Source organism: Paenibacillus sp. SAFN-054 (assembly GCF_051966755.1).
GTDB lineage: Bacteria > Bacillota > Bacilli > Paenibacillales > Paenibacillaceae > Paenibacillus_AQ.
In genome coordinates this window covers 535,495-561,862 of the sequence record NZ_JBQCKS010000002.1, presented here as the reverse complement: position 1 = coordinate 561,862, position 26,368 = coordinate 535,495, and the positions used below count along the sequence as shown (strand labels likewise).

The window sequence follows — 26,368 nt, the reverse complement described above, 5'->3', positions numbered from 1 at the left end:
GAGGAATGAGATGCAATGTCTGCAGAGAGAATGCAAACCGCGGAAGAACAAGCGCAAAAGCTTTACACCCGAGCGATCGAGGACATTCTATCGAAAACGCTAAACAATATCGAAAGGTTTGGAACCCGTTTTCCTCATGTCAGTCTGAATGGAACCTACCATCTGAATGACAACGACGATTGGACAGACGGCTTTTGGCCGGGAATATTGTGGCTTTGCTATGAATATTCGCAGGACGAACGCTTCCTTCAGGCGGCAGAAGGGGCGGTGGCCAGCTTCCGGCAGCGGCTGGAGCAGCATGTCTCGCTGGATCATCATGATATTGGTTTTCTGTACAGCTTATCCGCCAAAGCCCAGTGGATCGTAACCGGCGATGAGCGTGCGCGTGAGCTGGCTCTTGCGGCAGCGGATGTATTGATGAAACGCTGGCGGAATACGAGCGACGGCAGCGGTTATATTCAAGCTTGGGGAGCGCAGGATAATGAGCAGGAAGCGGGTCGCATTATTATTGATTGCCTGCTAAATCTTCCATTATTGTATTGGGCAAGCGAGCAGACGGGTGATCCGAAATATCGTAATATTGCAGAAATTCAGGCGGAGCGAACGCGGCGCTATATCGTAAGAGGGGATGATAGCTCGTATCATACGTTTTTCTTTGACGCGAAGACGGGGGTTCCGATCGGAGGCGCCACGCATCAAGGGTATAGCAACGGTTCGACCTGGACGCGGGGGCAGGCTTGGGGTGTATACGGGTTTGCGCTATCCTATCGTTATACTGGAAAGGAGGCATTTCTGGAAACCTCCAAGCGCATGGCACGCTACTTCCTTGAGCATTTGCCTGAGGACAGCGTTGCTTACTGGGATTTCAACGCACCTGCAGCGGTGGATACATACCGTGATAGCTCAGCTTCAGCGATCGTAGCGGCCGGACTGGCGGAGCTTATCTCGCATTTGGAGGCAGCGGATCCGGATCGTCTTTATTTCGAGCAAAAGCTTGCCATAAGCATGCAATCCCTGATAGACAACTACGCCACGATCGGCGATGATGCAGCGGAGGGCTTCCTTAAGCATGGTTCGTACCATGTCCACGGTGGGTTATCCCCTGATGATTACATGATTTGGGGCGATTATTATTACCTGGAGGCGCTCATGCGTCTTGCACGCGGTGTTCCCGGTTATTGGTATGAGCGTAACGGTGAGCCTGATCCAACCTAAGAGATATAGCAAAAGCTGGCCAAGCGGCCAGCTTTTTTACATCCTTTGATTCATATTCATGTCACCAAAGACGCACGTATTATTCAAATTTTCCTTCAAAAACAAGTTCATTCAATGGACGACGGCTATTCGGCACTTCGCGCTGCTGGAGAGCCTCCGGCAATACGGATTTATCTCCCTGATACCCCAGGGCGATAACGGCATGAAGATCGAAATGATCAGGAATATTCAGCAATTGACGAGCTTTCTCGCGGTCAAAGCCGCCCATCGCATGCGTGGACAGACCGAGCATGGTTGCTTGAATCGCCATCGAGGCCCAGGCTGCTCCTGCGTCAAAGGAATGGGCACCATTCGGATCGCCGTTCGCTCTCAGCTTGTCGGAAGCAACCACGATCAGAACGGGGGCGCTGGACGACCAGGCCAAATTGAATTCATTGATGAATTGATGAAATACGCCGAGCTGTTCCCCGGTTTTGGCGATGAAAAAGCGCCAAGGCTGATCATTAAAAGCAGAAGGAGCCCAGTGGGCGGCATCCAGCACGGTATATAAATCCTGGTCGCTGACTTCGCGATTCGCGAAAGCGCGGGTGGACCAGCGGTTCAGAAAGACAGGGCTTACCGGATAATCGGAATGACGTTGGTCTTTGACCTCTGTCGCAATTTCATTGACGATGGCTTGCACGTTGCTCATATCGGTTGATCACCTTTCGCAGTAAATTTGTTGTTTTCAGTATATATCACTTACTTAAATATATCAACTTACAATTTAATTATAATTATCTATATGGACAAACTCGGAATTTGATCCCGCGAAATAAAGAAAGCAGCGGCCCATTCCATTGGTTCAGCCGATTTATTCAAGAGAGTATTGAAAAGCGATTACAGCATCCGTATGCAACAAACCGCTATGATGCCGCGTTAAGTACTTTAAAGGGAACTGAGTCCAGGAGAGGATGGAAGACGATGAAGAAATGGTTCAGTCTAATCATATCAGCCGCCGCCGCACTAAGCCTCGGCACGAGTGCTCTTGCAGACGCCGCTCCCGCATCTGTGCTTGAGCCGAATCGCGATGTGGCCAAAATGTACAGAGTGAAGCATGAAATGAGATTTGATCTCCAAGGGAAAAGCGCAACGCTTGACGGGAAGGCGATCACGGCGGATAGACCCATACTAAAAGCAGGCAGAGTATATGTTCCGCTCCGTACCCTGCAGCAATCCGGCGCCGCAGATAGCGTCACCTGGAATGGCGTGAAACGGCAAGTCATCGTCAATATGCACCCAGAGCTGCAGCCTGCGTTTACCAAGCTCACCTTCCAAATCGGTTCGGAGGATGCGTATCTTCCGGATGGAAGCTCGATTGGCGAGAAGATTCCTGCTCCAATTCTTGTATCGGGCAGAGCTTATGTGCCAGTCCGGGCATTATCCTGGCTTGGCATCGCTGTATCCACTGTGAAGGACACGGTAAGTTGGAACTGGAGCAACAAAGTGATCGAGGTCGTGCAGCCCGAATGGGAGACGAATCAAGCCAGCGACACGTTTACCATGCTCTATCAGAAGGACATGTACATTCCGCAGTATATGTATTCATTAGGTAACGGCAGTTGGGGCGGTGAAACAGGCAAGGTTACCGAAAAGGATATTTCCATGGATGGACGACGGTATAACCGTATGCAATTTACGGTCAATTTACGACCCGGGCCCAACCCGTTGATGCTCACGGCAGTGTCGGCCGGAAGCAAGATCATCACCGTGAAAAGGAAGGTTACAGATCCCTCCACCATACCTGTTACGATGTCGGATGAAGGGAAAGGGAATATCGCTTTCGCGAATCCGACCCAAGGTTATATTGTAGCAACACCAGGGCAAAAGATAGATGTATCGGGACAAATCCTGCAGCATAATGACCTGTATGATAAGCTGACCGTGAGCGTTGAGCGGTACACACCGTCAAGCCAGGATAGCTATCAGATATATGAAATGGTGAAAAGGATCGAGCTGCCCATAAAGGACCAACAATTTGCGGGCTCGTTCACAATAAGCGAAAAGGGCAGCTATCTGATCAGAGTCATCAGTCCCGCCTATATACCTTTCATCGAGCATGGACCGAGTAAAACGCAATGGGCCGAATTCGTGGTAGAAGTAGAGTAAGCAGTGTAATGGATCAGCATGATGAACCAAAACCGATTTTATGGTCATGACACGAAAAAAGTCGCGGAAACGCGGCTTTTTACTTAGTGTGGGGTGAGTTGTTTTGATGGTAGAATGAGGATGTCGTAGTTATGAAGTGGGGTTTATATGGGAAATGGTATGAGTTTCGTAGAATGCGAGTTGGGTGAAATTCTTGCTTAAGATTTTTAAAACAATAGAACTACCAATACAACAATGGAGGAGTTGCATGGTGTTGAAATGGGATGGACATACCCATACTCGATACTGCTATCATGGAAGCAATGAGGAACAAGAACTATACATTGATAGGGCCATAGAATTGGGATTTCAAAGATATACACTAAGTGAACATTCTCCCTTACCCACTGGGTGGATTGATGATATTTCGCTATTCAATAGCCTGGCTATGCCAATTGACGAGTTGCCTAAATATATTGAATATGCTCATAAGATGAAGAAACTTTATGAAAATAAAATTGAAATTACCATTGGTCTGGAGATGGATTTTTTACCCGGGCAATTATCTTTTACAGAAAATATGCTACAGGATTTTCATAATGACTTAGAGGATGTTGTATTTTCTGTACATTATCTGCCTGGCTATGGTGGTATGCGATGTATAGATAATTCAGTAGATGATTTTCGTAAATATATACTAGAATTCTATGGGACCATGAAGAGTGTTATAGATGCGTATTACGATCAAGTAGAAGCGGCAATCACATGGATTGCAAAAATGCCTATGCGTAAAAGAATAGGACATATAAATTTAATCGAAAAATTTTCACAAGTGTTACCTGAAATTGATGAATATCAGATGAAGAAACGGCTTGAGGCAATTATCCCTCTTTTAATAAAAGCGAATGTCGGAATTGATGTAAATACTGCAGGGCTAAGGGTAGTTACATGCGGCAAACCATATGTACCAGAATGGTTTTTAGCTGAATGCAGAAGCCAAGGAATTGCATGTATTTATGGTTCAGATGCTCACAAACCTGAACATGTAGGCACAGGTTGGGACTGGTTTGAAAATTATAAATAATTTAGAAAGGAAGTTTTCTATAGTAATTCATAGAAGGCAATAACATCACCTAACACGATATTCACACATCGTTCCATCGGGCCCTCGGTCCGGCAGGGGATTTCGGGAAGTGGTGGCAGCCGGACAACCCTGCACTGACTAAGTCCGTTGGACCCGGGCTGGGGCCCTTAAGCCAGTGAGGGTTCATGAATACAAAGACGTTAGGTGAAATTACGATGCAAGTTCTTATCAAAAACTATGAGGTGCATAATGCCAAGACAAATTACATTGGGTGATGGAAGAACAGTAGAAGTTGAATGTATAAGCTGTGCATTGACAAGTGGTATGATTACTCCACCAGGTGGAGTAATTTTTGAATCAAGCAACTTTCATGTCCATCAGGATGTTGCTTACCCAATCAAAGGGTTAGTTATATTGGCTTCAAAGAGACATTTTTTCTGCATGGATGAATTAAAAGATGAAGAGCGATTAGAATTTATTTCGTTAATTCATAAGCTCAGAAGTGAACAAAGAAAACGATTGGGAATTGAAAAGGTCTATTATTTTTATAATGAAGATACAACACATCACTTTCATTTATGGATGGTTCCTAGATACGAATGGATGTACCAGTTTGGAAATTCAGTAGAATCATTAAGACCGGCATTATTACATGCAAGGAATAATATGAATGACGATGAGAATATGAAGAGTGTAGAAGAAGGGGTTAGCATGTTACGAGAGGGCATGAGGGATTTTGTGAGTAGCTCAAGGTAACTAACAACCTATTCACGCTGCGGGCATTTGCCCTTGGTCCGGACCGAGGAATTTCGGGGAAGTGGATTCAGCCAGACAATTCATACGAGGCTAAGTCTTCGCGCCGGTTCCCGTTGATCGTATTAAGTCTCTCGGATTCTTGAACGCAACAACGTTAGATGAAATTGTCATAAAGGTGGTAAGTACTTTGAAGTTGATATCTATACATAAAAAGGTTAGAGGAATGCGGAGGAGAGCCAGAAAGCTTAGTTCATGGGCAGATATACATAAGGAATTAGATTTAGAGTACTTATATAAATATCACAAGGACTATGTGAAGATATGGATCAGCCCTTTTAATCATTTGTATAAGTACAATGATCATAAGGTGGGTAAGAAGAATCCGCCTGTTAGATTTTGCAAAGAAATATTATACCACTTAATCGAGATTTACCTTGAGTGGGAGAAGAGACTAGAGAAGATTGAAGAGCCTTATTACTTAAGACTTTGGATTGGTGATCCTGAATTCATCGACTCTCAAGTGGTTGCTGCTACTGAACATAACATTGAATATTATGAAGAATTATTTATGAAGGATAATGAATATAAAGAATTTCCTTACCAAGATGTTCATCCTCTCGTTAGCAAATTTACTTGGGAGAGATGTGTAAACGGATACTATGTTTGGGAAAGCGATATTGAATCTGAAGAAGAGCGGACATTAATTTCTAAGAACGGATTTCAAGTAAATGAACACCTAGTCCATGGTGAAGTGGAGAAGTTATATTTTATACGGACAGGTGACATGTGGTTAGGGTCTATTCGGAGAAGCGCCAACTCCACCTAACATCGTATTCAAACCGCATCACTGCGCTCCTTGATTCGCTTGAAGTTGAATGCCTAGAAGTTATACAGGCGAATAACCTTGCACTGCCTAACCGCGTCGCGGCCTTTCCCTTCGGTCACTTAAGGCAGTAAGGTTCGTGAATACAGGAACGTTTTACGAAAGAATTGCGATTCGTGTTTTGGAGGGTTACCTAGATGTTCCGTAACGGATCAGATAAATGGATACAAAAAAATGCTATTCAATAACCAGAGGTTTAGTATTCAAGCAATCCAAGCTCTATAGTGTACCGTTCAAAGATATTATTTATAGGAAGAGCAGCATGTACGATTACAATCTTTGAAGCAAAAAGCAGAATGTTTAATGTAATTTAGGAGGTTAGGAATGTACAAATACACGCTGTGTTTTATTAAGAGAGGTAATAAGTTACTTATGTTGAACAGAGATTATGCTCCAGCAAAAGGACTATGGAACGGAGTAGGCGGAAAACTAGAGGGAAATGAAACTCCTTTGGAATGCGTATTAAGAGAATCTTTTGAAGAAACAGGAATCATATTAAAAGAAGCTGAATATAGAGGTGTTGTAAGCTGGGATATAGATAATACCTATTCGGGAGGAATGTATGCTTTTTTTGCGGAAATTTCAAACGATTATGAATATACAACCCCCAAGAGAGTAGATGAAGGCATTCTTGATTGGAAGGATATTGAATGGATTTTATCAGAAGGGAATTTTGGAGTTGGGGAGATGATTCCAAGGTTTTTACCCGTAATGTTGAGGAATCCGGAGTGCTATGAGCATAAGTGCACATTAGTAAACAATAAACTAATCAATTATGATGCTATATCTCTAGCCTCATATTAGAATCATATCCCTATTAAACCATACCAAAAATTATAGGATCAATTATCGAGTAAATCTTAGAACAAAGCATTCAAGCTGCGGTCATTAGATCCTTGGTCTGTTCGAGACCTTTCGAAGAGAGGAGCAGGCAAATACATATTATCGGTTCTACTGGAAGTGGAAGGTGAGAAATATGAATCTAATGCAACTTAAAATACCAGCAGGTTACGCAGTAACCTATAACAAATTCTACGATATAGACCCTCTTTTTAGTGAAGGCAATGATACCTTTATTGAGAACTGGGGATTCTTCACAGAAGACTTATTACAAATCGTTAAACTGGGAATCCATAATGGAAAATGGTACATTCCTGAAAGAGAAGACACGATACTCTTCGATCTAGGGTGGTACCCGGATTCAGATATTAATGGACATTACCATCTGCAGCTTGTTGATGGGGATTGGAATGATATTAAAAGCATTTCTTCTAAAGATCGTTTTTGGATTAAAGAAACCCTGGAAGAATGGATGGAAGATCAGCAAAAAACGTAAACAATCCCTAAAGCCTCTTGGTTAGGCGGAGCCATCATAAACTTCATCCATTTATATTAAGGAGTAACATATGAATAAAGGTGATTACTTTAAGAGTTTGGAAGATATCATAACAGACCCGATGTTCATCGGGACATCCACTGAAGACTTGGACCAAGAGATTAGTAACAACATGTGGTGTATCGCTTTGGAGCAGAACCTGGCAACAGAAATCAGTACACATGAGTATGTTGATTTCTTCAAAAAGGTAATAAGAAACAGACAAGACCAGATTAAGTATTCAAATCAAGAACACGGAATGATCTTTTACCTATGGTTTGACAGGATGGCCAGTCAGCTGAGATTTAATTTAATTTCAGATGTCCATGAGAGGTTACCCTTTCAGTGTGATTTTGAAATACTAGATAACATCGACTCAATAATAGAAGAGTTTCTAAACTATCCTTTTCTAAATGGATTACCGACTGAAGAATATCCTGACGGCTCCGAAGAGAAGCCTTATGTGTTAAAGGTATATAGAACGGATTTGATTATTTAACCGAGAGGTGCAAGCTCATGTCCCTTGATAAGCATAAGGTAAAGGTGTTAGAAGCTATTACGGAAAGAAACCTTACTGCCATCATGAATGATACAAAGTGGCAAGAACTACAGAGGGCTGTGCTGAATACTTTATTATTCCCGCCACCCTATCAAGCTAAGTATGTTTTAGACGATTCACGTTATCCTGAAGATTTCGAAAATGATGTGTGGTATTGGGGGGATTGGATAGAAGGACTGATGCCTTTTTATCAGGTTGAGTGGATTCGCGTAAGGGCCAGATATTATAAAGAGCAGGGAAGATTGGTTGCGCCCGAGCTCATAGATATAACAGAGGATTTTATGAAGATCTTATTGGAGTACTCCATTCCTTACAGAAAAGACAATGAATCCATTTACATTTATGGCTACTCAGCTAGCCCTGGCACTTTAACTACAGGAAGATGAAACTTGACGAATGTTCATGAATCGGCAGACAAGCGACCAATACAACCCCAAAGTCATTGGAGAGGTAAAGAATGAATAAACCATTAAGTAGAGATGAACTGATTATTCTTGTAAGTAAAATCATGAGTGGGGAAGGATCAGAGCCCGAAATAGATGAAATGTTGGATTTGCTTGAACGGAATGTGCCAGACCCGCATGTCTCAGATTTAATATTTTGGAGCGATATAGAATATAGTCCAGAAGAGATCGTCGATAAAGCGATGAGCTACAAACCTATTATTTTGTAGGTCGAAGGCGAATGAATAAGGTAGGAGGAAAGCATATGAAAGTGGCATATCTAGGGCCTAGTGGAACATTCTCTGAAGAAGCTGCCAAGCAATATTTTAAAGAAGATGCCGAATTTTATATGTGTGATACGATTCCGGATGTCATAGACGCAGTTGGTGAAAATAGGGTAGATAAAGCAATTGTGCCATTGGAAAACACCATTGAAGGAACAATAAATATGACCATTGATTCGTTGCTCCCTTTTCATCAATTGTATATTGAGGGAGAATTCACATTGCCTGTTTCTCTGCATCTCCTTTCCAATGGTCAAATGAATTTTTCGGAAATCAAAGAAGTTTGGTCCATCTCTCCTATATTAGCTCAGTGCAGAAAATACATAAAAAAGGGCAGTATGAAAAGCTTGCAGTATGATAGTTCGGCGTCAGCTGCTGCAACATTAAAGAATAGCGGAAGAATGGATGCAGCTGCAATTGGATCAGAGGCATTAGCCCAGAAGCTAAATCTAAAGATCATAGATTGGAATATTCAAGACAATCCTGATAATGAAACGCGGTTTATTATTATCAGTAGCTCTTTGAATGATGAATCAGAACTCGAGAAGACCATGTTTGTCATAACGCCCGGACAAGATCAACCAGGTGTATTATCCTCGATATTAAATGTATTTACAGCTTTATCTATAAATTTGTCGTGGATTGAATCACGTCCCACAGCACGAAAACTGGGAGTGTATAGGTTTTTTCTGGAGGCAAATCATTTCTGTAGTGAAGTGAGTATGAACAAGGCAACGAGGATTCTTGAGACACTAGGACATGAAGTGCGTATCTTAGGAAGATATAATACATCCGAAAATAATTCTTTGAATCAGAGGAACATCTGATAACAACGATTTATAGTCATGGAACTGGTTTTTTTCAAGACTTGTAGGCGCTCATTTTCCAATGTTGTCGTCCAGGATACCAATGCTATAATAAACAGCAACTCATAATGAAGAATAAGGTGACCCGATATCAAATTACTTTTTGTATGCAGTCGAAATAAATGGCGGAGTTTAACGGCCGAGAAGATTTTTGATCAATTCAACGGATATGAAGTGCGTTCGGCAGGGACAGAAGAAGGAGCAAGAATTAAGGTTACTGCAGGACACATCGGCTGGGCGGATATGATTTTTGTGATGGAGAAGAAGCATGTACGCAGGCTGAAGGATAAGTTTCCATTCGAGTTAGCCGCCAAGAAATTAATCTGTCTGGATATTCCGGATGATTATACATTTATGGATGAAGAATTAATAGAAATATTGAAATCGAGAGTGTCAGAGTACTTGGAAGTACCCGCATAGCGAATCAGAGTACGATTTTCTGTAAACCAAGAAGAAATAGAACGAAACGATTCTGATCTGAATTTTAAGGGGGAACAAGCATGAACATGAATCCTAAGGTAGACATCTATGTCAGCAGGGCCACAAATTGGCATGAGGAAATCGAGAAATTGAGAACGATTCTTCTGGAATGTCAGCTGACCGAAGAATTGAAATGGGGCAAACCTTGTTATACGTCCCAAGGGAAAAACATCGTGATCATCCAAGGATTTAAAGCCTATTGTGCGCTTCTGTTTTTCAAAGGTGTTTTGTTACAGGATCCTCATGGTGTTCTGGTCAAAACCGGAGAGAATACGCTTGTGGGTCGCCAGATTCGGTTCACCGATACCCTGGAAATCTCCCGGATGGAATCCATCTTAAAAGAATATGTAGCTGAAGCCATTGAGGTGGAGAAATCCGGTTTGAAAGTGGATGTTCAAAAGAGCCCGGAGCTCAGCATGCCTGAAGAGTTTCAAGCTAAATTAGATAAGAATCCTGCCTTGGGAAGAGCTTTTACCGCATTGACACCAGGACGGCAAAAGGCCTACTTGATGTACTTCTCTTCACCCAAACAATCCAAAACGCGCGAGTCCAGGATCGAAAAATGCGTAGGGAAGATTCTCAACGGAGAAGGATTAAATGATCGGTAAGCTCCCGCGAACGGCTATTATGAAGCATGAACGGTTATTCCTGTCGAAGGAGCTGGGTCAATGACCCTAAGATGTATCAAGCCAAACTGTGACGTGATGAGATATAAGGGAGGGTGATATTAATAGATTCGTTAACTTATTATTATAAAAAATCAGTACCCTATAACGATCTTAAACTTTTTGTGATGAAGCCTGAGAATCCCAGGCATCATTGTACCGCAATGGTTTTCTTCCATGGTGCAGGTTTTACGGGGAACAAGGTCACTCCAAGTCAATTTAAACCACATGCGTTGCACTTCCTGTCCCTTGGAATGGTTTGTATTCTAGTCGAATACCGTCCATCGGCTTTAGAAGGGCTTTTCTCTCCGATTGAAAGCTTAATGAATGCCAAATCCGCAATCCGATGGATTAGGGGGCATTACAGTGAACTTGGCATTGACCCAAATCGAATCATTTCGGTAGGCGCATCCGCCGGAGGATACCTAAGCCTATGTACTGCGATGGTTGAATCGTTCAATGACCCCATGGATGAAATAACTATCAGTCCCAGACCCGATGCATTGATCATTTTTAACGGCGGCGTGAATGCCAAACTTCTTCTGAACCTATTTCCCGAGCTGGAAGAACCCTTATCCATAGCATCCCCTGTAGAGAGGGTGAGGGCAGGGTTACCGCCAAGTTTATTTTTCCATGGCACAGAAGATCAGAACATTCCGATTGAAGACGTAATTGATTTTACAAGCAAGATGAGAATGCAAGGAAATAATTCTGAATTAATACCGTTTGAAGGCGCAGGACATGGATTCTTTAATTATGATAACCTGGATCATAAACCCTATGAGAAGACGATCGTAGACTCCGAATATTTTTTAAAGAGAATTGGCTTTCTGGGGGAGAGATGAATGAACAAATATACTCAATATGCAACATACTCTCCAGTATCCAGGCTGACATTTCAATGCTTTGCAGACAGCCCCAGCACGGAATGCCGCAAGAAAGTAAAAATCCTCAATGGAAGCAGGCTGCATGATCATGATTATTCATATCTCATCTATCATATTTTTGGTTTCGATTCTGGTCGTAGTTCTGTTTCAATTCGCTTTGGCACTAGGGACGCCTTGGGGCGCGTATGCCATGGGCGGCAAGTTTCCCGGGAGATTCCCGCGATCGATGCGTTTCGCTTGCTTGATCCAGATCGCCATTCTCATTTTGGTAGCGTCCATTGTCATGAGTAAATCTGGGGTATGGCTTGCTGACAGGTCCTCTTTTGCAGACATCGGAATTTGGTTTGTGGTTGCTTTTTCGGCGGTTGCGACCCTTCTAAACCTGATTACGCGAAGTGTGTGGGAGCGAAGAATCTGGGCACCGGTTTCTATCCTCATGTTAGTCACAAGCGTGATCATCGCAGTTTTCAACTGAAAGAGAAGGGAAGAATCCCATCAGACCGAAGATTTTGAAAGATCGGATATATTAGTGCCTTTGGAATATCTCCTATACATTGATTGAAACGATGTGAAAGCTTACTGGAAGGCTATCTTTATGAGGCGGCTGATACCGAAAAAAAGGTATCCCTATGGTCGATCGGACCCGGGATACCTTATTCGTGTTTCATCAATGCTTAGACCGACTGGCTCTTTGGTGTGTCTTGGGCTGCCCCCAGGTCCGGGTTTAAATCTTGATGCCAAACCAGCCTTTCGGCAGTAGTTCCGCTCACCAATAGGCTTCTCGCCTGGTTCCGGACATCTGCGAAGCGTTTGTATTCGTGGTCGTTTATCGAAAAATGACTCCCCACAGCGAAGCCGACGAAGTAGTCTGACCAGTTATCGTAAAGGGACTGCAGATGGGCAGCCGCCTCGATCTTTAAGGACCAGGCCTCTTCCTTTGTCAAATAACCGTATGCTTGTCCAATCCGGCACAGCAGGATCGCCTGGCCTCCTCCCATGGCGCCGATTTCTGCGGAAGGCAGCTCGCGCATGGTCTTATATACGACAGCGAGCCTGCCATAATCCGGGTCATCCTTGGCCGCTTCGACGGTGTGTCTTTTGGCTTCATCGGAGAGAAAAAAGAGCCGGTTATAAAACGCTTTATATTCCTCGCGCAGACCGTCCTCGAGAAGCCAGCGGATTTTGTCCTTTAAACTGTCGCGGCCCGTAATGTTCATCGATTTCAGTGTGGATCTCATGAGGAAATTCCGGGTAAAACGTTCATATTTCTGAAATTCATACCTCATGTAATGATTGCTGAGCAATCCGCTGATTCCTAAAGAGGAGAGGGCGCGGAAATAGTGCTCCAGCTGCTTTCTGCGCTTCCGGCTGTATTGGTTGTACACAAAGTCACTCTCCTTATTAATTGGTAATAAAGCGTAATGTGCGATAGACCCGCCAACCGTTCACAAGGAAGATGAGGGCAAACAACGCATAGACAATCGGATGAAGATCGAAGACGAGAGAAAGGATCAACAGGATGCCCCAATAAAGCCAGGTCAAGCGAATGAACACGAAAAAGCAATAATAAAGATTGTTTAAGAACATCTTCGGTTTACTCATTTCATTTTCTGAGGCATTCTCTCTCAAGTACAGCGTCAAAGACCGCTGCCAGCGGGCAAAAGCAGGCATGTAATTGGGCCTTACCAGGCTGGCCTTTTTAAAATATTCTGCCGCTTCTTTCTGATTCCCCAGACTTTCCAAGCAGAGCGCTGCTCTAACAAGAGCATCCTCGTCTTCCGGATTCCGCTCAAGTATACATTCGAAATCCTCCAGAGCCTCTGCCATGTTCGCCTTATCATATAGAAGACGGCCGCGTTGGCGTCTAGCCTCTTCAAGCTCCGGATTCATCCGGATACATGCGCCATAACAGGCAATGGCAAGATCCGGCTCTCCGGTCTGTTCATAACATTTGCCCCGCATGAGCTCAAGATCCGGATCTTCGGCAAACAGTTCATGAGCCTCATCCAGTTCAGCCCGGGCAGTCTCCAGGTCTCCATGGGTTAAACTTTCTTGAGCCCACTCCCGCAGGTCCAGGTAGTATTCCAGATTAAAGTCTTCGGGAAAGTTACGCCCTTGAAACTGGGAATACCCGAGTCCTGAAGTGCCTTGAATCCCGTTAAACAGCACGTCGACAGCCTCGATGTCATGGATTGTTACCAGTTCGTTTCTGCGCCCGCTCCATTGAAACATGGTATCCAGTTCAGCCCAAGCCTCCTGTGGAAGATGATGATGCTCTTCCAGGAAAGAGATTAGCGCGTACTGAAGCTCTTCGGAAAGTTCAACATTCCATACCACGTCCGATCTTAGCAGTTCCTCCCAATGGGCCGGATTAAATCGTGCTTGATAATCGGCATATAGGACTGCTGCCCGCTCCATAAATTCGTGAATCGGATGGACAGGAGTTGGTTGCAGCTCTGTTTCCCTGGCATAAGCGCCGCCTGCCACCTGCTCCGCGCGGTCGCTCTGCGGGATATCCGTCTGTGTGTTCTCCACGGCCACGCCGGATTCGTATGTAGGGGGAATAGAAGCTTGATCCGCTGCAGACGAACGGTTCCTGGCAAATTTCATGGCCGCATCAAAGGCCTCTCTCAGCTGTTGGTAGCCCTCGGGATCTTCCTCGGGATGATGCTGTTTAAGCTTCTTGGCATAAGCTTTCTTGATGGCGGACGTGTCCGCTGTAGATTCGATCTCTAGAATGTTCCATATGCTCATGTGAAATCCATCCATCCTTCCAGTTGTTCCAAACGTTCCTTTAAGGCCTCGGCCGCTTTTTGGATATCATTATCAATCTGGGTTTGCAGTACCGCTTCGAATTGATGAATAAGATCGGCGATGTAATCACGCCGCTGGCCGAGGGCTTCCTCATACATGCGTTCTCCCCTCGCGATCAGCAGACGGTTCTCCGTCCGGTCGCGGGGATGAATTTTGATCGCTTCAAGCTCTTTCAGCCGGGCTTCGATCTGCTGCGGTGTCAAGCTGCCGGGATTCTGCTCAATCACCTCACGCTTTTTCTCGCCGGTGGAAACGCTGGTAACCTCGACTTCGAGGATGCCGTTAATGTCGTAGGTGTACCGCACGTCGATGCATTGTTCGCCAGCCGGAGCAGGCGGCACCTTGATGGCCAGCTGGCCCAGCTTGATGTTGTTCTCGACCATCCGGCTTTCCCCTTGATAGATATGGACATTGAGAATTTTCTGGTGATCTTTGATCGTATACAGACGCTCAACCCGGCTGACAGGAATCGGTGTGTTCCGCTCGATGATCGGCAGGAAATGGCCGGAGGAATAGCTTCCGTCGCTTAATTCCTTCACGACACCGGTTCCAAGCGTGTAAGGACACACGTCCGTCAGAATGATTTCGTCCAGCGCCTCATTCCGCTGCTTCAGGGCGGATTGCAGGGCAGCCCCGAGCGCTACCGTCTCATCCGGATTAATGTTCGTATATGGCATGCGCCCGAACATTCGGGCAATGACGTTCTTGATGAGCGGCAGCCGGGTTGCGCCGCCGATCAGAATGACGGCGTCCAGATCGGAAGGGGACAGCGAAGCGTCCCGCAGGGCACGCTCAATAGGCTGCCGCAGCCGGAGCAGGAGGGGCTGGGCAAGCTTCTCGTATTCCGCGCGGCTGATGCTCATTTCGGTCATTTGCTCATCAATCCGCACGCTCATGACGGCCGCGGGATTCTGACCGAGCGCCAGCTTGCTCAGCTCAGCCTGCTTGTAGATCGAGGACAGAAGCTTGGCATCTGCCGTATCTCGATCCAGTCCGTGCTGCTCCATAAAGCGATTGGCTAAAAGCTCGGTGAAATCTTCACCCCCGAGGTAGTTGTCTCCCGCAATGGATTTAACATCCATGATGCCTTCGAACAGCTCCAGCACCGAAACGTCAAAGGTGCCGCCGCCGAGGTCGAATACCAGAAACTTGGTCTCCGGCAGCTCCTGATGAAGTCCATACGCGATCGCGGCCGCCGTCGGCTCGCTGATCAGGCGCTCCACTTTAAGGCCGGCCAGCTCGGCCGCGCGTTTCGTCGCTTTGCGCTGCGTATCATTAAAGTAAGCGGGAACGCTGATAACGGCTTCGGTAACCGGTTCGCCGAGATAAGCTTCAGCGTCGGCTTTCAGGGACTTCAGGACGAAGGAGGACAGCTCCTCCGGAGTGAAGGACATACCTCCAAGCTCGTACACCTTTTCGGTTCCCATAAAACGTTTAAAGGTAGCAGCGGTACGCTGCGGATGGGTAATCAGCCGTTCCTGTGCAATGCGGCCAACGACAATTTCGCCATGGTCCTCCACACTGACGATGGACGGAGTCAGATGCTCGCCGAGGACGTTTGGGATGATGACGGGACGGTCGTCAGACCAATACGCCACCAAACTGTTCGTAGTTCCTAGATCAATACCTATCGTAGCCAAATGAACCCCTCTTTTTCGTTAGATATGTATGGTTGATGGAAGGACTGCGAAGATTCATGCAAAAAACGGGCCTTCACTCTTATTCTACCAATTGTTTAGCGGCTAAGCCAAGACCGTTATCCTATCGAAATGGGATGCTGGAATTTCAGATTCTGCGCCTATTGCACAATACCCAAAATCGGCAGCCTTGAACGGTAAATCCGCTCCGGGCTGCCGATGGTTTAGAAGTTTCCTTGGTTATATCGCAGTTTCTTCATAAGCTATTGTCTTACTACAATAATATCTTGAGGCGGTATTCTCGTGCTCTGAATGAGGGCAATTTGAGCATTTGTCAGGTTGCGGCCAACCAAAATGAACGAAGATGTGACGTTGTTGAAGTTAAAGTTGCTCAGGTTAGCCACATTTTGACTGCCACGGAACACCCGGAAGGACCCCTGAAAGTTAATCCCTGAAAACAATACCAGTGTTACTTGATTGCTTTGCACAACATTTCTGAGCCGGAAGCTTGAAAGCACATTGTCGAACCGGAAAGCTCCAAGATCACGAACCGCGATCCCTCCACGTCTGAAAAGAATTCGACGCCCCGTAAAATTGTTGCCTGACCAAAGTGCAAGACGTACATCGCTGTTTGCCAAATCTATCACTCCTTTTCAAAGAATGATATAGTGTATTGCAATTTTGCGAGATTGGTATAAACCAATGGAGCAGGGGAATCGTTTGATTTTACGGATATAAGAAAGTGGCGCAGCTGAAGGTGACCCAAGAAGAATTCATATATTAACAGGTAGAGGAAACATTGTTATGATCTGTATAAGACGATAGTAAAATTCTGGAGGCGTAACCGTGAGGAGATTTGATCAAACCAAAGATGACTTAGGATTTTCATTTCATTACAACAACGCCGAAACGGATGAATTGAACAAAAGATTGAACAACAATAAGGATTTCACTCTCGATGATCTTAGGAGAGTTGCTTTATGGAAAATCAATAGAGTGCTCGATATACCAGATGATTTATTGCTTGAGCTGCGCGAATTCTTGTCGGAAGAGGATCTGAGTATCGACAATGTAAAATTGAAGCCGCTGGTTAACAGGCTGCTTGAATGTTCAGGTATCGGAATGCCCATGGTTAGCTCTTTTCTGAAATTTCTGAGACCAGATGTTTTTCCCATCATTGATGTAAGAGCCTATCGAGCGATATATGGTAAGAAAATATATTATCAAAGTTATAGTTATGATACGTACATTGATTACGTTAAAAAGGTGTATGAAATAAGAGATCATTTCAAGATGCCTCTATCTGAAGTAGACCAGCAGCTTTATTGTTTTGATAAGGAATACAACGGGAAAATATAAGCTGGCATTTTGAAAGAAGAGGAAAGGAGACCTTATGGATCATACCCCTCAGATCCACAGAAGCACGCAAGACGAAGCCGAATATGTCAGAAGGAAATTGATTGAATTTAATTCAGATAAGGTACATTCATCAAGTTAAACACGTTCAGCTTCCAAGCCCCCGACTTTTATAAAAAATATGGTTATGAGGTCATGGCAGTCATCGAGAACGCGCCTACAGGAAGCAGACACTATTATTTCAAGAAGGATCTCATAAGCCCCGAGAGGTGAAAATAGCATGAACCCTCAAGTTTATATGGATGCGTTTGTTGAACTTTTAAAAGAAGAGCTTTCAGATAACCTAGTCGGTGTGTATCTGCACGGTTCGCTCGCGATGAATTGTTTTAACCCCGAAAGCAGCGACATGGATTTTATCGTCATGATCAAAAATGAATTGAAAAGAGAGCAGTCCCGCAGAATAGCGCGGCTGGTCTTAGCTCTGCATGATGAAATGCCATATAAAAAGGGCATCGAATTCAGCATGGTTTTACAAAAATACGTTAAACCGTTTCGATATCCGACTCCGTTTGAATTCCATTACAGTGATTTTCACCGGGAGAGATATCGGGCGGATGAAGGCTATGTATGCGGCGGGTTTGAAGATGAAGATTTGGCTTCGCAGTTCATGGTTGCATACCATCGGGGCACAACCTTGTATGGCATCCCCCTGCCTGAAATTTGCGACCCCATAGATCCCTTATACTACATAGCCTCCATTTATTATGACGTGAAGGATTCAGCCCAAGACATCCTCCATAATCCGGTATATGTGGTGCTCAATCTGTGCAGAGTCTTGTACTACCTGAAAGAAGAAGTCGTTTCCTCCAAAAAAGAAGGCGGGGAGTGGGGGTTAAAGGCTCTGCCTGAGGAATTCAAAGATATGATTCGTAGATGCTTGGATAAGTACACGGGTGCCGCGAATGAACTTGAATTAGGTCATGAACAGCTTTTATATTTTGCTGAAGTCATGATGGAGGAGATAAACCGGTTGATTGCAGTACGTTCCCATCATTTAAAAATGAATAATACATAGTATGTATAAAAAGTAGAGGGGCTGGTTCTTCATGAAGATCGCACTCATTTTGTTCAACGGTGTCACGTTTCTGGATTTTGTCGGATTCTATGATGTCATTTACCGCTTGAACCTGTTTGATGCAACGAAAGGAACCACGTGGGATATTTGCGGCCTGAGCGAAGAAGTGACAGATGAACTTGGAATGAAGGTTAAGGTGAATGTGATTGAGCCCGATTTATCGGATTATGATCTGGTTTTTATCCCAGGGGGAATGGGAACCAGAAAACTGAAGGAGAATGAAGCGTTCATCAACTGGATCCGAACGGCGGAATCCGTGGAATATAAGGTGTCTGTCTGCACGGGTTCATTGATATGGGGAGCTGCCGGAGCATTGAAGGATAAGAAGGCTACCACCCATCCGAATGCATATGATTTGTTGGAACCGTACTGTTCGGAGGTCATCCAAACCCGTATTGTGAAGGACGGCAAAATCATAACGGCAGGCGGCGTAGCGACATCGATAGACTTAGGCCTATTTATGATTGAGTTGTTTGCGGGAGCAGAAGCGAAGAATATTGTGAAAAAGCAGCTCGATTACCCATATACCGCTGTGGGAATTGTGGAAGTGTAAGCGGCATAGAAGATTCGTTGTATTATTTTTCCATGCGTGTTAAGGTGAAGCTAAAACCAACTATTACAGTTGGGATTGATTCCCGGAGGGATGATTGTGGTTAGAATAGCGAAGAATCTTACCGAATTAATCGGAAACACGCCATTATTAGAATTAAGCAATGTTGCAAGAAAGCACGGGTTGACTGCCACAATCATGGCCAAACTGGAATACTTTAATCCGGCCGGCAGCGTAAAGGATAGAATCGGATTTGCTATGATCAAAGACGCCGAAGAGAGAGGGATTATCGATAGGAATTCGATTATTATTGAGCCGACAAGCGGGAATACGGGTGTCGGACTCGCCTTTGCAGCAGCGGCATTAGGATATAAACTCATCATCACGCTTCCTGAAAGCTTTAGTGCAGAACGCAGAAAACTGTTGATCGCTTTGGGAGCCGAGCTTGTGCTTACTCCTGCACAGGAAGGGATGGCTGGGGCCATCAAGAGAGCGGAAGAAATTGCGGCATCCATCCCCAACTCATATATACCGCAACAATTTAATAATCCAGCCAACCCACAAATACATAAGCTAACCACCGCAGAAGAAATTTGGAGAGATACAGAAGGGAAAGTGGACATTTTTATTGCCGGGGTCGGTACGGGCGGTACCATATCCGGAGTCGGCGAAGCCCTCAAACAGAAAAAGCCGACGGTGCAGATTGTGGCAGTGGAGCCATTTCATTCTCCTGTCCTTTCTGGTGGCAGCAAAGGTATTCATCAAATTCAAGGGATCGGCGCCGGCTTTGTTCCCGATAACTTTAATAGATCCGTCGTTGATGAAATCTTGCAGATCCGAAATGAGGAGGCCATAGAAACCTCCCGTTCTCTGGCTAAATCCGAAGGGTTGTTAGTGGGTATCTCATCCGGAGCTGCAGTGTATGCTGCACTGCAGCTCGCGAAGAGGGAGGAAAATACACACAAAAATATCGTTGTGCTCCTTCCGGACACAGGGGAGAGATACCTTTCGACGGGACTGTATCCGGAGGAATAGCTTTAGCTTGAACGAACGGAAGCTGCTCTGCTGGGCAGCATCTTCTACATGCTCACATAAGTCACTGAATAGAGTTCCAACTTTAGAGGAATACCGAACTGTTTGTGTCGCAGTCGGATGGGAAGAGTGGCACCGGAGAAATCGTTTGTGGGCTTGTTTGCCTCTCAAGGGAAAGAGCAGTTTTACACTCAATACGGTTTCCAGCAGCATGATGGTATGACAGGGATGTTCGGGGTAGTTCATGAGGGTAAAATCAAATGATTGATGATGCGAGGGGGAAGTGAACATGATACAATCCATCGTCCATATTGCGCTTGTTGTAAAAGACTATGATGAGGCCATCGATTTTTATACAAAGAAGCTCCATTTTACTTTAATAGAGGATACCTATCAGCCGGAGCAAGATAAGCGGTGGGTGGTCGTTTCTCCCCCAGGATCGATGGGCACGACCATACTGCTGGCAAGAGCATCCAAACCTGAGCAAGAAGCATTCATAGGTAATCAATCCGGAGGGAGAGTCTTCTTATTTCTAAACACGGATGATTTCTGGAGAGATTATCACGATATGATCTCCAAAGGGATCGAATTTGTGAGACAACCCCAAGAGCAGCCCTATGGGATCGTCGCCGTATTCAAGGATCTTTATGGGAACCTGTGGGATCTATTGCAATTGAACGAAGACCATCCTATTGCCAAGCGAATGAAATAAAGTATGTATCCAATGGAGGTGAAGCTGCATGAACTCTTTTAAAGCCGTCCTATTCGACTTGGACAACACCATCCTGGACCGTACCCGCACGTTTGGTCAGTTTACCAACGCCTTTTTAAACCAATATTTCGGCCATGTTGAAACGACGCAGGAGATTTTCGACCGAATTATTGATCTGGATCAAGACGGCTATAAGGATAAGCATGAGCTCTTCTCCGAGCTATTGGATGAATTGCCGTGGAAGGTACGGCCGGAGCACGTGGAACTCATGGATTTCTATGCTGAGCAGTATGTAAAGAATGCCGTGCTGATGGATGGCGCGATGAAGGTAGTAACCCATTTAAGAAAGACTTATACAACGGGGCTCATCACCAACGGGAAAACCCACATCCAATACGGCAAAATAGATCAGCTGGGCATCCGGGAGAACTTTGATCTCATCCTCGTGTCCGAAGAGGCGGGAATCAAAAAGCCGGATTCGAGAATTTTCGAAATGGCCTTGAACAAGCTGCATATCCTGCCGGAAGAATGCCTCTTTATTGGAGATCATCCCGTGAACGATGTCGAGGGTGCAGTGAAGGCCGGGATACCCGCCATTTGGATGAAGGTCAACCAGCCTTGGACGGACCATATTTCAGCCAAGCCTTTGCATGCCATCCAGCATTTAAGCGAGCTGTTAGAGCTCCTTTAATATCCCGAGATATTCCATATTTTTCAATGAGCCCCCAACGTTTATTTGATACAATACTCCTGCTGGAATTGAACGAGCTTCACAATACATACCGTACATCCAGACACGACACGCAAAGGAGTTCTCGATTTGAAAAAGCTGCTTGTGACTTCAATGGCTTGCCTTATGTTGTCCGCTTCCTGGTTGTCGCCCGTGCTTGCCGGATTCTCGGATGTCGATGGTAACCGCAAATATGTATGGGCCAAGCCTTCCATTGACGAGATGAACGAACGTGGTATTTTAACGGGGTTTAGCGATGGCACTTTTAAGCCTGACCAGCCTGTGACCAAAGCTGAGTTTACGGTCATGGTCTATCGTCTGTTCCCGCTGCTTCGAAATCCGGAGACGGCTGTCATCGCTGGTGTGCCGGAGAATCATTGGGCTAGCAAGGAATTCGCCGAGCTGTACAGTACGACATGGCCGATTTATGCAGCGGACGTGCAAAACTTCGACGACGAAAGTTACGCCTACAAGCCGGAAAAGCCGATGACACGCTGGGAGGTTCTCATGACATTGCATGCCTTGTTCAGTGATATCGAAGGTCCCGACATCTCGTCGATGAAGGTTGCAGATGCCATAAAGGCTCTGAACAAGGTGAGGGATGTTCCCAAGCCTCAGTTTAGCTCTTACAAAGATTTTGAGAAGAACGATAAAGCACAGTCGTTGATGACGCCTAAATTGATATTGGTCAAGGAGGGCAGCGCGCTGGATTGGGCGGGGGAATTGAATTACGTAAAAGCCCAAGCGCTGTACCGCTTTATGAAGCTGGGGATTATCACGCCGGACGCCCAGGGTCATTTCTACCCCGATCGCAAGGTCACGCGTGCAGAGATGGTCACAATACTGAACCGTATGTTGGCGGCGGCGGGCGAGGACTATGCTTATGTGAAGCCTGACGAATCGGAGTCCATGTCGGGTTCTTATCTGACTCCAGGCAGTGCAAGCGGCTTCGGTACTAACCTGTTTTACGTGGAGCCGGAAACGAATATCATTCTGAGTGAATCCCCTTCCTGGTCCCTGAACCCCGGGCAGCGCTTGTCGAAGGTAGCCGTCCGGGTCCAGTCGCGGCAAGTACTGGACGTGTTCGTGACGATCCAGGATCAGACGACCCGATATGCCTACGAGCAGTTTGAGAACGGCGGGGAGGTCATCCTTGACGTTGCCGGTCTGAAGAGCTTTCATGTACGGGGTACCGCCCGGTATCCGGATCAGCTTCGGGAGGAAGGCGACAACGAAGTGATGATCTATGTATCGGACCCGGAGATGAAGGATTTTGAGGAAGATTAAAGGACAAGAGAGCGGCCGGCTGGCTGCTCTCTTTTTCGATCATGCGCTCTAAGTCTGGTTTAACTGTGGCCAGCTTCCAAGCGGGTGTTCTTGTGTTCCTGATAGGCTTTGAAATAGAATCCCAAATGCACCAGATTGACGAGCGACCATGCGGCAAGCCAGATGATGACCGATGGCAAGGTGGTCCAGATGCCATACCAGGGCAGTACGCGTCCTCCGCCGACAAACGTCACCAATGGGGAGAGAGACAAGAGAATCAGGAGCGGTACCAGTCTTCCGGCCGTGATCCAGACCAGCTTGAAGGCGGTCACAGGCTTATTTCTGCGGCGGATGCGGTAACATGCATACACTCCCCATGCAAGCGTGGCGATGATCAGGATCATCATGATCGTTTCCATGTTCCTGCCGTTCAGGAAGGAGCTTTCGGGCTTCTCGCCCTTCATAATGCCTGCGATTCCATCGATAAATGCTGCGTAATTGACAAACGCATGGATTCCGGAATCAAACATTACGGCGATCCCGAGCTGCTGGTCCAGATAAATTCGTTCTTCCGATTTGTATGTCCAGAATATGCCGCTGTGCGAGATCGTTGGTCCTGCGGCCTCATCCTTTCCTGCAAGCCAGCCCATGCCGTACGGACCGGTGGCTCCGGCCGAATGGTACTGCTCCATCAGCGAGGGCGTGAGAAGATCTCCTTGGTATTGGGCACGCATCCACCGGGCCATATCTTCTGCGGTTGAAACGATGCCCGCGGGACCTTCAACAAACCATTGCGGCTCCGGGATGCTTATGGGTTTTCCCAGCATCAAATAATGTCCCCGTGGAATCGCCTCGTTCGCATTCAACTGCTGCGTCGAGCTGACACTAAAGGTATGGTTCATTCCCAGCGGCTTAAAAACATGTTGGTTCAGGTAATCCGAAAATCGTTCTCCGCTGACGTTCTCCACGAGATTCGCGAGCAGCACATAATTGGGATTATGGTAGCTGTAGGATGTGCCGGGATCATGGGCAAGCGTGACTTCGCTTAATATCTGGTTTACGCCCTGCAGCGATTGGAATTGCGGCGTCCTCGTCATATCGGGATTCACTTTGTCATTCAAACCGCTGGTCTGATTCAACAATTGGCGGACTGTAAGGCCACGGACACGCGGGTCACGGGGCGATAGGTCGGGAAAATAGGAAGCATACGCCGTATCCAGATCAATTCGACCTTTTTCCACCAGCTGCAACACGGCCAGAGCGGTAAACGATTTGCTTAACGAAGCAATGGGGAAAGGTGTACTCCCTGTGATGTTCTGGTCATCTCCAAAAGTACCGTAGCCTTGCGCCAGGAAGACCTCATCGTTATTGGCGATCGCCAGGGAGGCCCCCTCGATGTGATTGGCTTTCATGTTCCGGAGCATGTATTCTTCGATGTCACGCTGGACTTCAGCGCGGTTTTGGACCTCCATGGCGGATACGGGCTTCCCCCAAGCGGCGCACAGCAGCAGCAAGCAGCCGATGACGATATACATTCTTTTATGCAGTATTGGCATGTATAGCACTCCTTTGTTTGTTCGAGATAAGGATATGCTATCGCATGATTTTCAACTTTTTTTCAACACGGTCCCCCAAAACTTGCCGTTACGCTTCCGCCGCCCTCGGGACGGTTATCGATTCGCAGGCTTCCATCGTGCTTCTCGCATAGCACTTTGCAAACGTAAAGGCCCAGCCCGCGATGCTCATTCGCATCCCACACCTCACCCCGGTAAAATGGCAGTGCAGCTTTGTGAAGGGCCTCGTCCGAAAAGCCTTCCCCGTCATCCGTGACGGTCATATGCATACATCCGTTATGGATGTCATAACGGACATGCACCTGATTCGCTGCATAGCGTGCAGCGTTGGCCGTCAAATTGTCAAAAACCTGCATGATAATATGTACATCGGCGTTCATATTAGAGTTGTTCTCATTAGATTTAGCCTCGATGATGTCAGAGACATAGTGCTTGCCGGACTGCCTTGCGATTTGTTCCCCGCTGTCGTTCAGCAGAGATATCAGCGTATGGACCTCGATCGGCTGGCGCTGCACCGGAACGTCCTCCAGCCTCTGAATCGAGTTCATCGCATCCGTATAGTCTTCGAGTCGAATGATGTGAACGTTCATGGTCTGGATCAGGTCCAGCACCTTTTCATCGGACAGTTTCTTCTCTGGCAAATAGGTGGTGAGAAACTCGGCGTATCCCTTGAGCACCGACAGCGGCGTTCTCAGGTCATGGGCAAAAATCGCGTTCAGCTGTTTGCGCTCCTCGACCGACTGCCAAAGGGTCTTGATATTTTTCTCCAATTGCGCTCGCATGTGCTCAAATACGCGAACCAGTTCGCCCATCTCGTCCTGGCTATCGTAGGCGATGCGAAATCCCAGATCGTTTGCGGAGATCTTATGGGATGCCTGTTTTAATATGTCAAGCGGACGCTTGAGCTTCCAGCGGTAAAAAAGAACGGCCATCGTGATGATGCCGGCAGCCACGGTGAGCAGCACGGCCGCGACAAGAGAGGGCAGTACCCAATCCATATCGCCATAACGTGTCTGCAGGCTCTCTGCCCATGCAAATTCCAAGGTGATGACAGCCAGTACGGCGAGGAGCGTCAGGGAGCAGAGCAGGATAAAGGATTGCCGCAAGGTCAATCGTTTCAGCTGCAGCAGTTTCATGAGTTTTTCCATTTGTATCCGACTCCCCATACGGTCTCGATCCGGTTATCGCAGCCATGCTCTTTCATCTTGGAACGGATTCGCCTGATATGCTCGGGAATGACGCTGCTGCTGCCTTCATCGTCCAGGCCCCAGATGTTATCGTACATGCGTTCCTTTTCGAACACCATGCCGGGATGCGTGGACAACAATTCGATAATATCGAACTCTTTTTTGGCCAGAGGAATGTGCGCATCCTTGTAGTAGAGCTCCCTCGCCGTATAATCAATGACCAGATCGTCGCTGAATTTGACAGTGGCTTTCGTCTGGCTCCGCTGCTCCCTGCGCAAATGCGCTTCAACCCTGGCACCCAGCTCGCGGATGCTGAAAGGTTTGAGAATATAGTCGTCGCCCCCGGCCCGGAAACCCGCGACTTTATCAGCATCTTCGATGCGGGCGGTTAAGAATAGGATCGGACAGGAGACGTAGCTCCGGATTTTCTCGCATAATTCAAGGCCGTTTTGCTCAGGCATGTTGATATCCAGCAATACGATGTCGGGCTTGTGTTCGATTCTCCGCAGCGCTTCTTGGCCATCCTTAGCCGTCATCACGGCATATCCGTTCATTTCAAAGTAATCGGTCAGCAGCTTCCGCAGATCGGCTTCATCATCCACGATCAATATTTTGGGCATATGTGCTTGCCTCCTTGTTCCCACTTGGTTGAATCCAGCATAGCAAAAATGGTTCGGCATACCAACCGGATATGATAGAATTAAAAATAAGAAAATATAGAAGAATCAAGTATATTATTACAATATTATAC

General features: G+C 46.2%; 30 protein-coding genes and 1 pseudogene. 23 read left to right on the top strand and 8 right to left on the bottom strand.

The features are described from left to right. The first annotated feature begins 15 nt into the window (after nucleotides 1-15). Complete coding sequence (locus ACTHPM_RS14020; protein WP_440395743.1) at nucleotides 16-1,215, top strand: glycoside hydrolase family 88 protein; 1,200 nt, start codon at nucleotides 16-18, stop codon at nucleotides 1,213-1,215. A 79-nt stretch (nucleotides 1,216-1,294) separates the two neighbouring features. Here the strand turns inward: ACTHPM_RS14020 and ACTHPM_RS14015 are convergent, their stop codons facing one another. After that, entirely contained in the window at nucleotides 1,295-1,906 is a 612-nt protein-coding gene (locus ACTHPM_RS14015; protein ID WP_440395744.1) for a nitroreductase family protein, read from the bottom strand. A gap of 272 nt (nucleotides 1,907-2,178) precedes the next feature. Between ACTHPM_RS14015 and ACTHPM_RS14010 the strand changes: the two genes are divergently transcribed. From ACTHPM_RS14010 to ACTHPM_RS13945, 14 genes are all read left to right on the top strand, one after another. Beyond that, nucleotides 2,179-3,363, top strand: coding sequence for a stalk domain-containing protein (locus ACTHPM_RS14010; RefSeq protein WP_440395745.1), 1,185 nt, complete (start codon nucleotides 2,179-2,181; stop codon nucleotides 3,361-3,363). 247 nt (nucleotides 3,364-3,610) lie between these two features. Further along, complete coding sequence (hisJ, locus tag ACTHPM_RS14005; protein WP_440395746.1) at nucleotides 3,611-4,426, top strand: histidinol-phosphatase HisJ; 816 nt, start codon at nucleotides 3,611-3,613, stop codon at nucleotides 4,424-4,426. Between the two features lie 249 nt (nucleotides 4,427-4,675). Further along, on the top strand, nucleotides 4,676-5,182 hold the full coding sequence (locus ACTHPM_RS14000; RefSeq protein ID WP_440395747.1) for an HIT family protein: 507 nt from the start codon (nucleotides 4,676-4,678) through the stop codon (nucleotides 5,180-5,182). 139 nt (nucleotides 5,183-5,321) lie between these two features. Continuing rightward, entirely contained in the window at nucleotides 5,322-6,008 is a 687-nt protein-coding gene (locus ACTHPM_RS13995) for a hypothetical protein (protein WP_440395748.1), read from the top strand. 381 nt (nucleotides 6,009-6,389) lie between these two features. Continuing rightward, nucleotides 6,390-6,869 (top strand): NUDIX hydrolase, encoded by a 480-nt coding sequence (locus ACTHPM_RS13990; RefSeq protein WP_440395749.1) that lies wholly within the window; start codon nucleotides 6,390-6,392, stop codon nucleotides 6,867-6,869. Between the two features lie 181 nt (nucleotides 6,870-7,050). Then, a complete protein-coding gene (locus tag ACTHPM_RS13985) occupies nucleotides 7,051-7,401 on the top strand; it encodes a hypothetical protein (RefSeq protein WP_440395750.1) in 351 nt (116 codons plus the stop codon). A gap of 70 nt (nucleotides 7,402-7,471) precedes the next feature. Further along, entirely contained in the window at nucleotides 7,472-7,939 is a 468-nt protein-coding gene (locus tag ACTHPM_RS13980; protein WP_440395751.1) for a hypothetical protein, read from the top strand. Nucleotides 7,940-7,956: 17 nt separating this feature from the next. Next, nucleotides 7,957-8,385, top strand: a complete 429-nt coding sequence (locus ACTHPM_RS13975; RefSeq protein WP_440395752.1) for a DUF6678 family protein — start codon at nucleotides 7,957-7,959, stop codon at nucleotides 8,383-8,385. Nucleotides 8,386-8,456: 71 nt separating this feature from the next. Next, complete coding sequence (locus ACTHPM_RS13970; protein WP_440395753.1) at nucleotides 8,457-8,672, top strand: bacteriocin immunity protein; 216 nt, start codon at nucleotides 8,457-8,459, stop codon at nucleotides 8,670-8,672. 35 nt (nucleotides 8,673-8,707) lie between these two features. After that, nucleotides 8,708-9,553 carry a prephenate dehydratase gene (gene pheA / locus ACTHPM_RS13965; RefSeq protein WP_440395754.1) on the top strand — a complete coding sequence of 282 codons (846 nt, stop codon included), beginning with the start codon at nucleotides 8,708-8,710 and terminating at the stop codon, nucleotides 9,551-9,553. A 129-nt stretch (nucleotides 9,554-9,682) separates the two neighbouring features. Further along, nucleotides 9,683-10,012, top strand: coding sequence for a low molecular weight protein tyrosine phosphatase family protein (locus ACTHPM_RS13960; RefSeq protein ID WP_440396243.1), 330 nt, complete (start codon nucleotides 9,683-9,685; stop codon nucleotides 10,010-10,012). An 86-nt stretch (nucleotides 10,013-10,098) separates the two neighbouring features. After that, nucleotides 10,099-10,680, top strand: a complete 582-nt coding sequence (locus ACTHPM_RS13955; RefSeq protein WP_440396244.1) for a YdeI/OmpD-associated family protein — start codon at nucleotides 10,099-10,101, stop codon at nucleotides 10,678-10,680. Nucleotides 10,681-10,793: 113 nt separating this feature from the next. Continuing rightward, entirely contained in the window at nucleotides 10,794-11,582 is a 789-nt protein-coding gene (locus ACTHPM_RS13950) for an alpha/beta hydrolase (protein WP_440395755.1), read from the top strand. Beyond that, nucleotides 11,583-11,915, top strand: coding sequence for a hypothetical protein (locus tag ACTHPM_RS13945; protein ID WP_440395756.1), 333 nt, complete (start codon nucleotides 11,583-11,585; stop codon nucleotides 11,913-11,915). It abuts the gene before it with no gap. 383 nt (nucleotides 11,916-12,298) lie between these two features. Here ACTHPM_RS13945 and ACTHPM_RS13940 read toward each other — a convergent pair whose 3' ends face one another. From ACTHPM_RS13940 to ACTHPM_RS13925, 4 genes are all read right to left on the bottom strand, one after another. Then, nucleotides 12,299-13,009: a DUF1266 domain-containing protein gene (locus ACTHPM_RS13940; RefSeq protein ID WP_440395757.1), complete on the bottom strand. Its 711-nt coding sequence runs from the start codon at nucleotides 13,007-13,009 to the stop codon at nucleotides 12,299-12,301. A 16-nt stretch (nucleotides 13,010-13,025) separates the two neighbouring features. After that, on the bottom strand, nucleotides 13,026-14,378 hold the full coding sequence (locus ACTHPM_RS13935) for a tetratricopeptide repeat protein (protein ID WP_440395758.1): 1,353 nt from the start codon (nucleotides 14,376-14,378) through the stop codon (nucleotides 13,026-13,028). After that, complete coding sequence (locus ACTHPM_RS13930) at nucleotides 14,375-16,078, bottom strand: molecular chaperone HscC (RefSeq protein ID WP_440395759.1); 1,704 nt, start codon at nucleotides 16,076-16,078, stop codon at nucleotides 14,375-14,377. Before ACTHPM_RS13930 ends, ACTHPM_RS13935 begins: the two co-directional genes overlap by 4 nt. Before the next feature lie 260 nt (nucleotides 16,079-16,338). Next, complete coding sequence (locus tag ACTHPM_RS13925; RefSeq protein WP_440395760.1) at nucleotides 16,339-16,713, bottom strand: hypothetical protein; 375 nt, start codon at nucleotides 16,711-16,713, stop codon at nucleotides 16,339-16,341. A gap of 208 nt (nucleotides 16,714-16,921) precedes the next feature. Here ACTHPM_RS13925 and ACTHPM_RS13920 point away from each other — a divergent pair, with 208 nt between their 5' ends. The 8 genes and pseudogenes from ACTHPM_RS13920 to ACTHPM_RS13885 all read left to right on the top strand — a co-directional run bounded on the left by ACTHPM_RS13920 (nucleotide 16,922) and on the right by ACTHPM_RS13885 (nucleotide 22,877). Continuing rightward, a complete protein-coding gene (locus ACTHPM_RS13920; RefSeq protein ID WP_440395761.1) occupies nucleotides 16,922-17,434 on the top strand; it encodes a hypothetical protein in 513 nt (170 codons plus the stop codon). A gap of 123 nt (nucleotides 17,435-17,557) precedes the next feature. After that, nucleotides 17,558-17,704: pseudogene (locus ACTHPM_RS13915) on the top strand (GNAT family N-acetyltransferase); the annotation flags it as partial. Between the two features lie 7 nt (nucleotides 17,705-17,711). Next, complete coding sequence (locus ACTHPM_RS13910) at nucleotides 17,712-18,506, top strand: aminoglycoside adenylyltransferase domain-containing protein (RefSeq protein ID WP_440395762.1); 795 nt, start codon at nucleotides 17,712-17,714, stop codon at nucleotides 18,504-18,506. 31 nt (nucleotides 18,507-18,537) lie between these two features. Continuing rightward, the gene (locus ACTHPM_RS13905; RefSeq protein ID WP_440395763.1) at nucleotides 18,538-19,119 is read left to right on the top strand and encodes a DJ-1/PfpI family protein; all 582 of its coding nucleotides are present in this window, start codon (nucleotides 18,538-18,540) and stop codon (nucleotides 19,117-19,119) included. Between the two features lie 96 nt (nucleotides 19,120-19,215). Further along, nucleotides 19,216-20,151, top strand: a complete 936-nt coding sequence (gene cysK / locus ACTHPM_RS13900; RefSeq protein ID WP_440395764.1) for a cysteine synthase A — start codon at nucleotides 19,216-19,218, stop codon at nucleotides 20,149-20,151. A gap of 286 nt (nucleotides 20,152-20,437) precedes the next feature. Next, nucleotides 20,438-20,860, top strand: a complete 423-nt coding sequence (locus tag ACTHPM_RS13895; RefSeq protein ID WP_440395765.1) for a VOC family protein — start codon at nucleotides 20,438-20,440, stop codon at nucleotides 20,858-20,860. A 28-nt stretch (nucleotides 20,861-20,888) separates the two neighbouring features. Further along, nucleotides 20,889-21,551 carry an HAD family hydrolase gene (locus ACTHPM_RS13890; protein WP_440395766.1) on the top strand — a complete coding sequence of 221 codons (663 nt, stop codon included), beginning with the start codon at nucleotides 20,889-20,891 and terminating at the stop codon, nucleotides 21,549-21,551. Nucleotides 21,552-21,680: 129 nt separating this feature from the next. Then, nucleotides 21,681-22,877: an S-layer homology domain-containing protein gene (locus ACTHPM_RS13885; protein ID WP_440395767.1), complete on the top strand. Its 1,197-nt coding sequence runs from the start codon at nucleotides 21,681-21,683 to the stop codon at nucleotides 22,875-22,877. 59 nt (nucleotides 22,878-22,936) lie between these two features. Here the strand turns inward: ACTHPM_RS13885 and ACTHPM_RS13880 are convergent, their stop codons facing one another. The 3 genes from ACTHPM_RS13880 to ACTHPM_RS13870 all read right to left on the bottom strand — a co-directional run bounded on the left by ACTHPM_RS13880 (nucleotide 22,937) and on the right by ACTHPM_RS13870 (nucleotide 26,237). Next, the gene (locus ACTHPM_RS13880) at nucleotides 22,937-24,412 is read right to left on the bottom strand and encodes a serine hydrolase domain-containing protein (protein ID WP_440395768.1); all 1,476 of its coding nucleotides are present in this window, start codon (nucleotides 24,410-24,412) and stop codon (nucleotides 22,937-22,939) included. Between the two features lie 62 nt (nucleotides 24,413-24,474). Beyond that, a complete protein-coding gene (locus tag ACTHPM_RS13875) occupies nucleotides 24,475-25,578 on the bottom strand; it encodes an ATP-binding protein (RefSeq protein ID WP_440395769.1) in 1,104 nt (367 codons plus the stop codon). Next, nucleotides 25,563-26,237 (bottom strand): response regulator transcription factor, encoded by a 675-nt coding sequence (locus tag ACTHPM_RS13870; RefSeq protein WP_440395770.1) that lies wholly within the window; start codon nucleotides 26,235-26,237, stop codon nucleotides 25,563-25,565. The genes ACTHPM_RS13875 and ACTHPM_RS13870 overlap by 16 nt, the downstream gene beginning before the upstream one ends. Nucleotides 26,238-26,368: the final 131 nt, after the last annotated feature.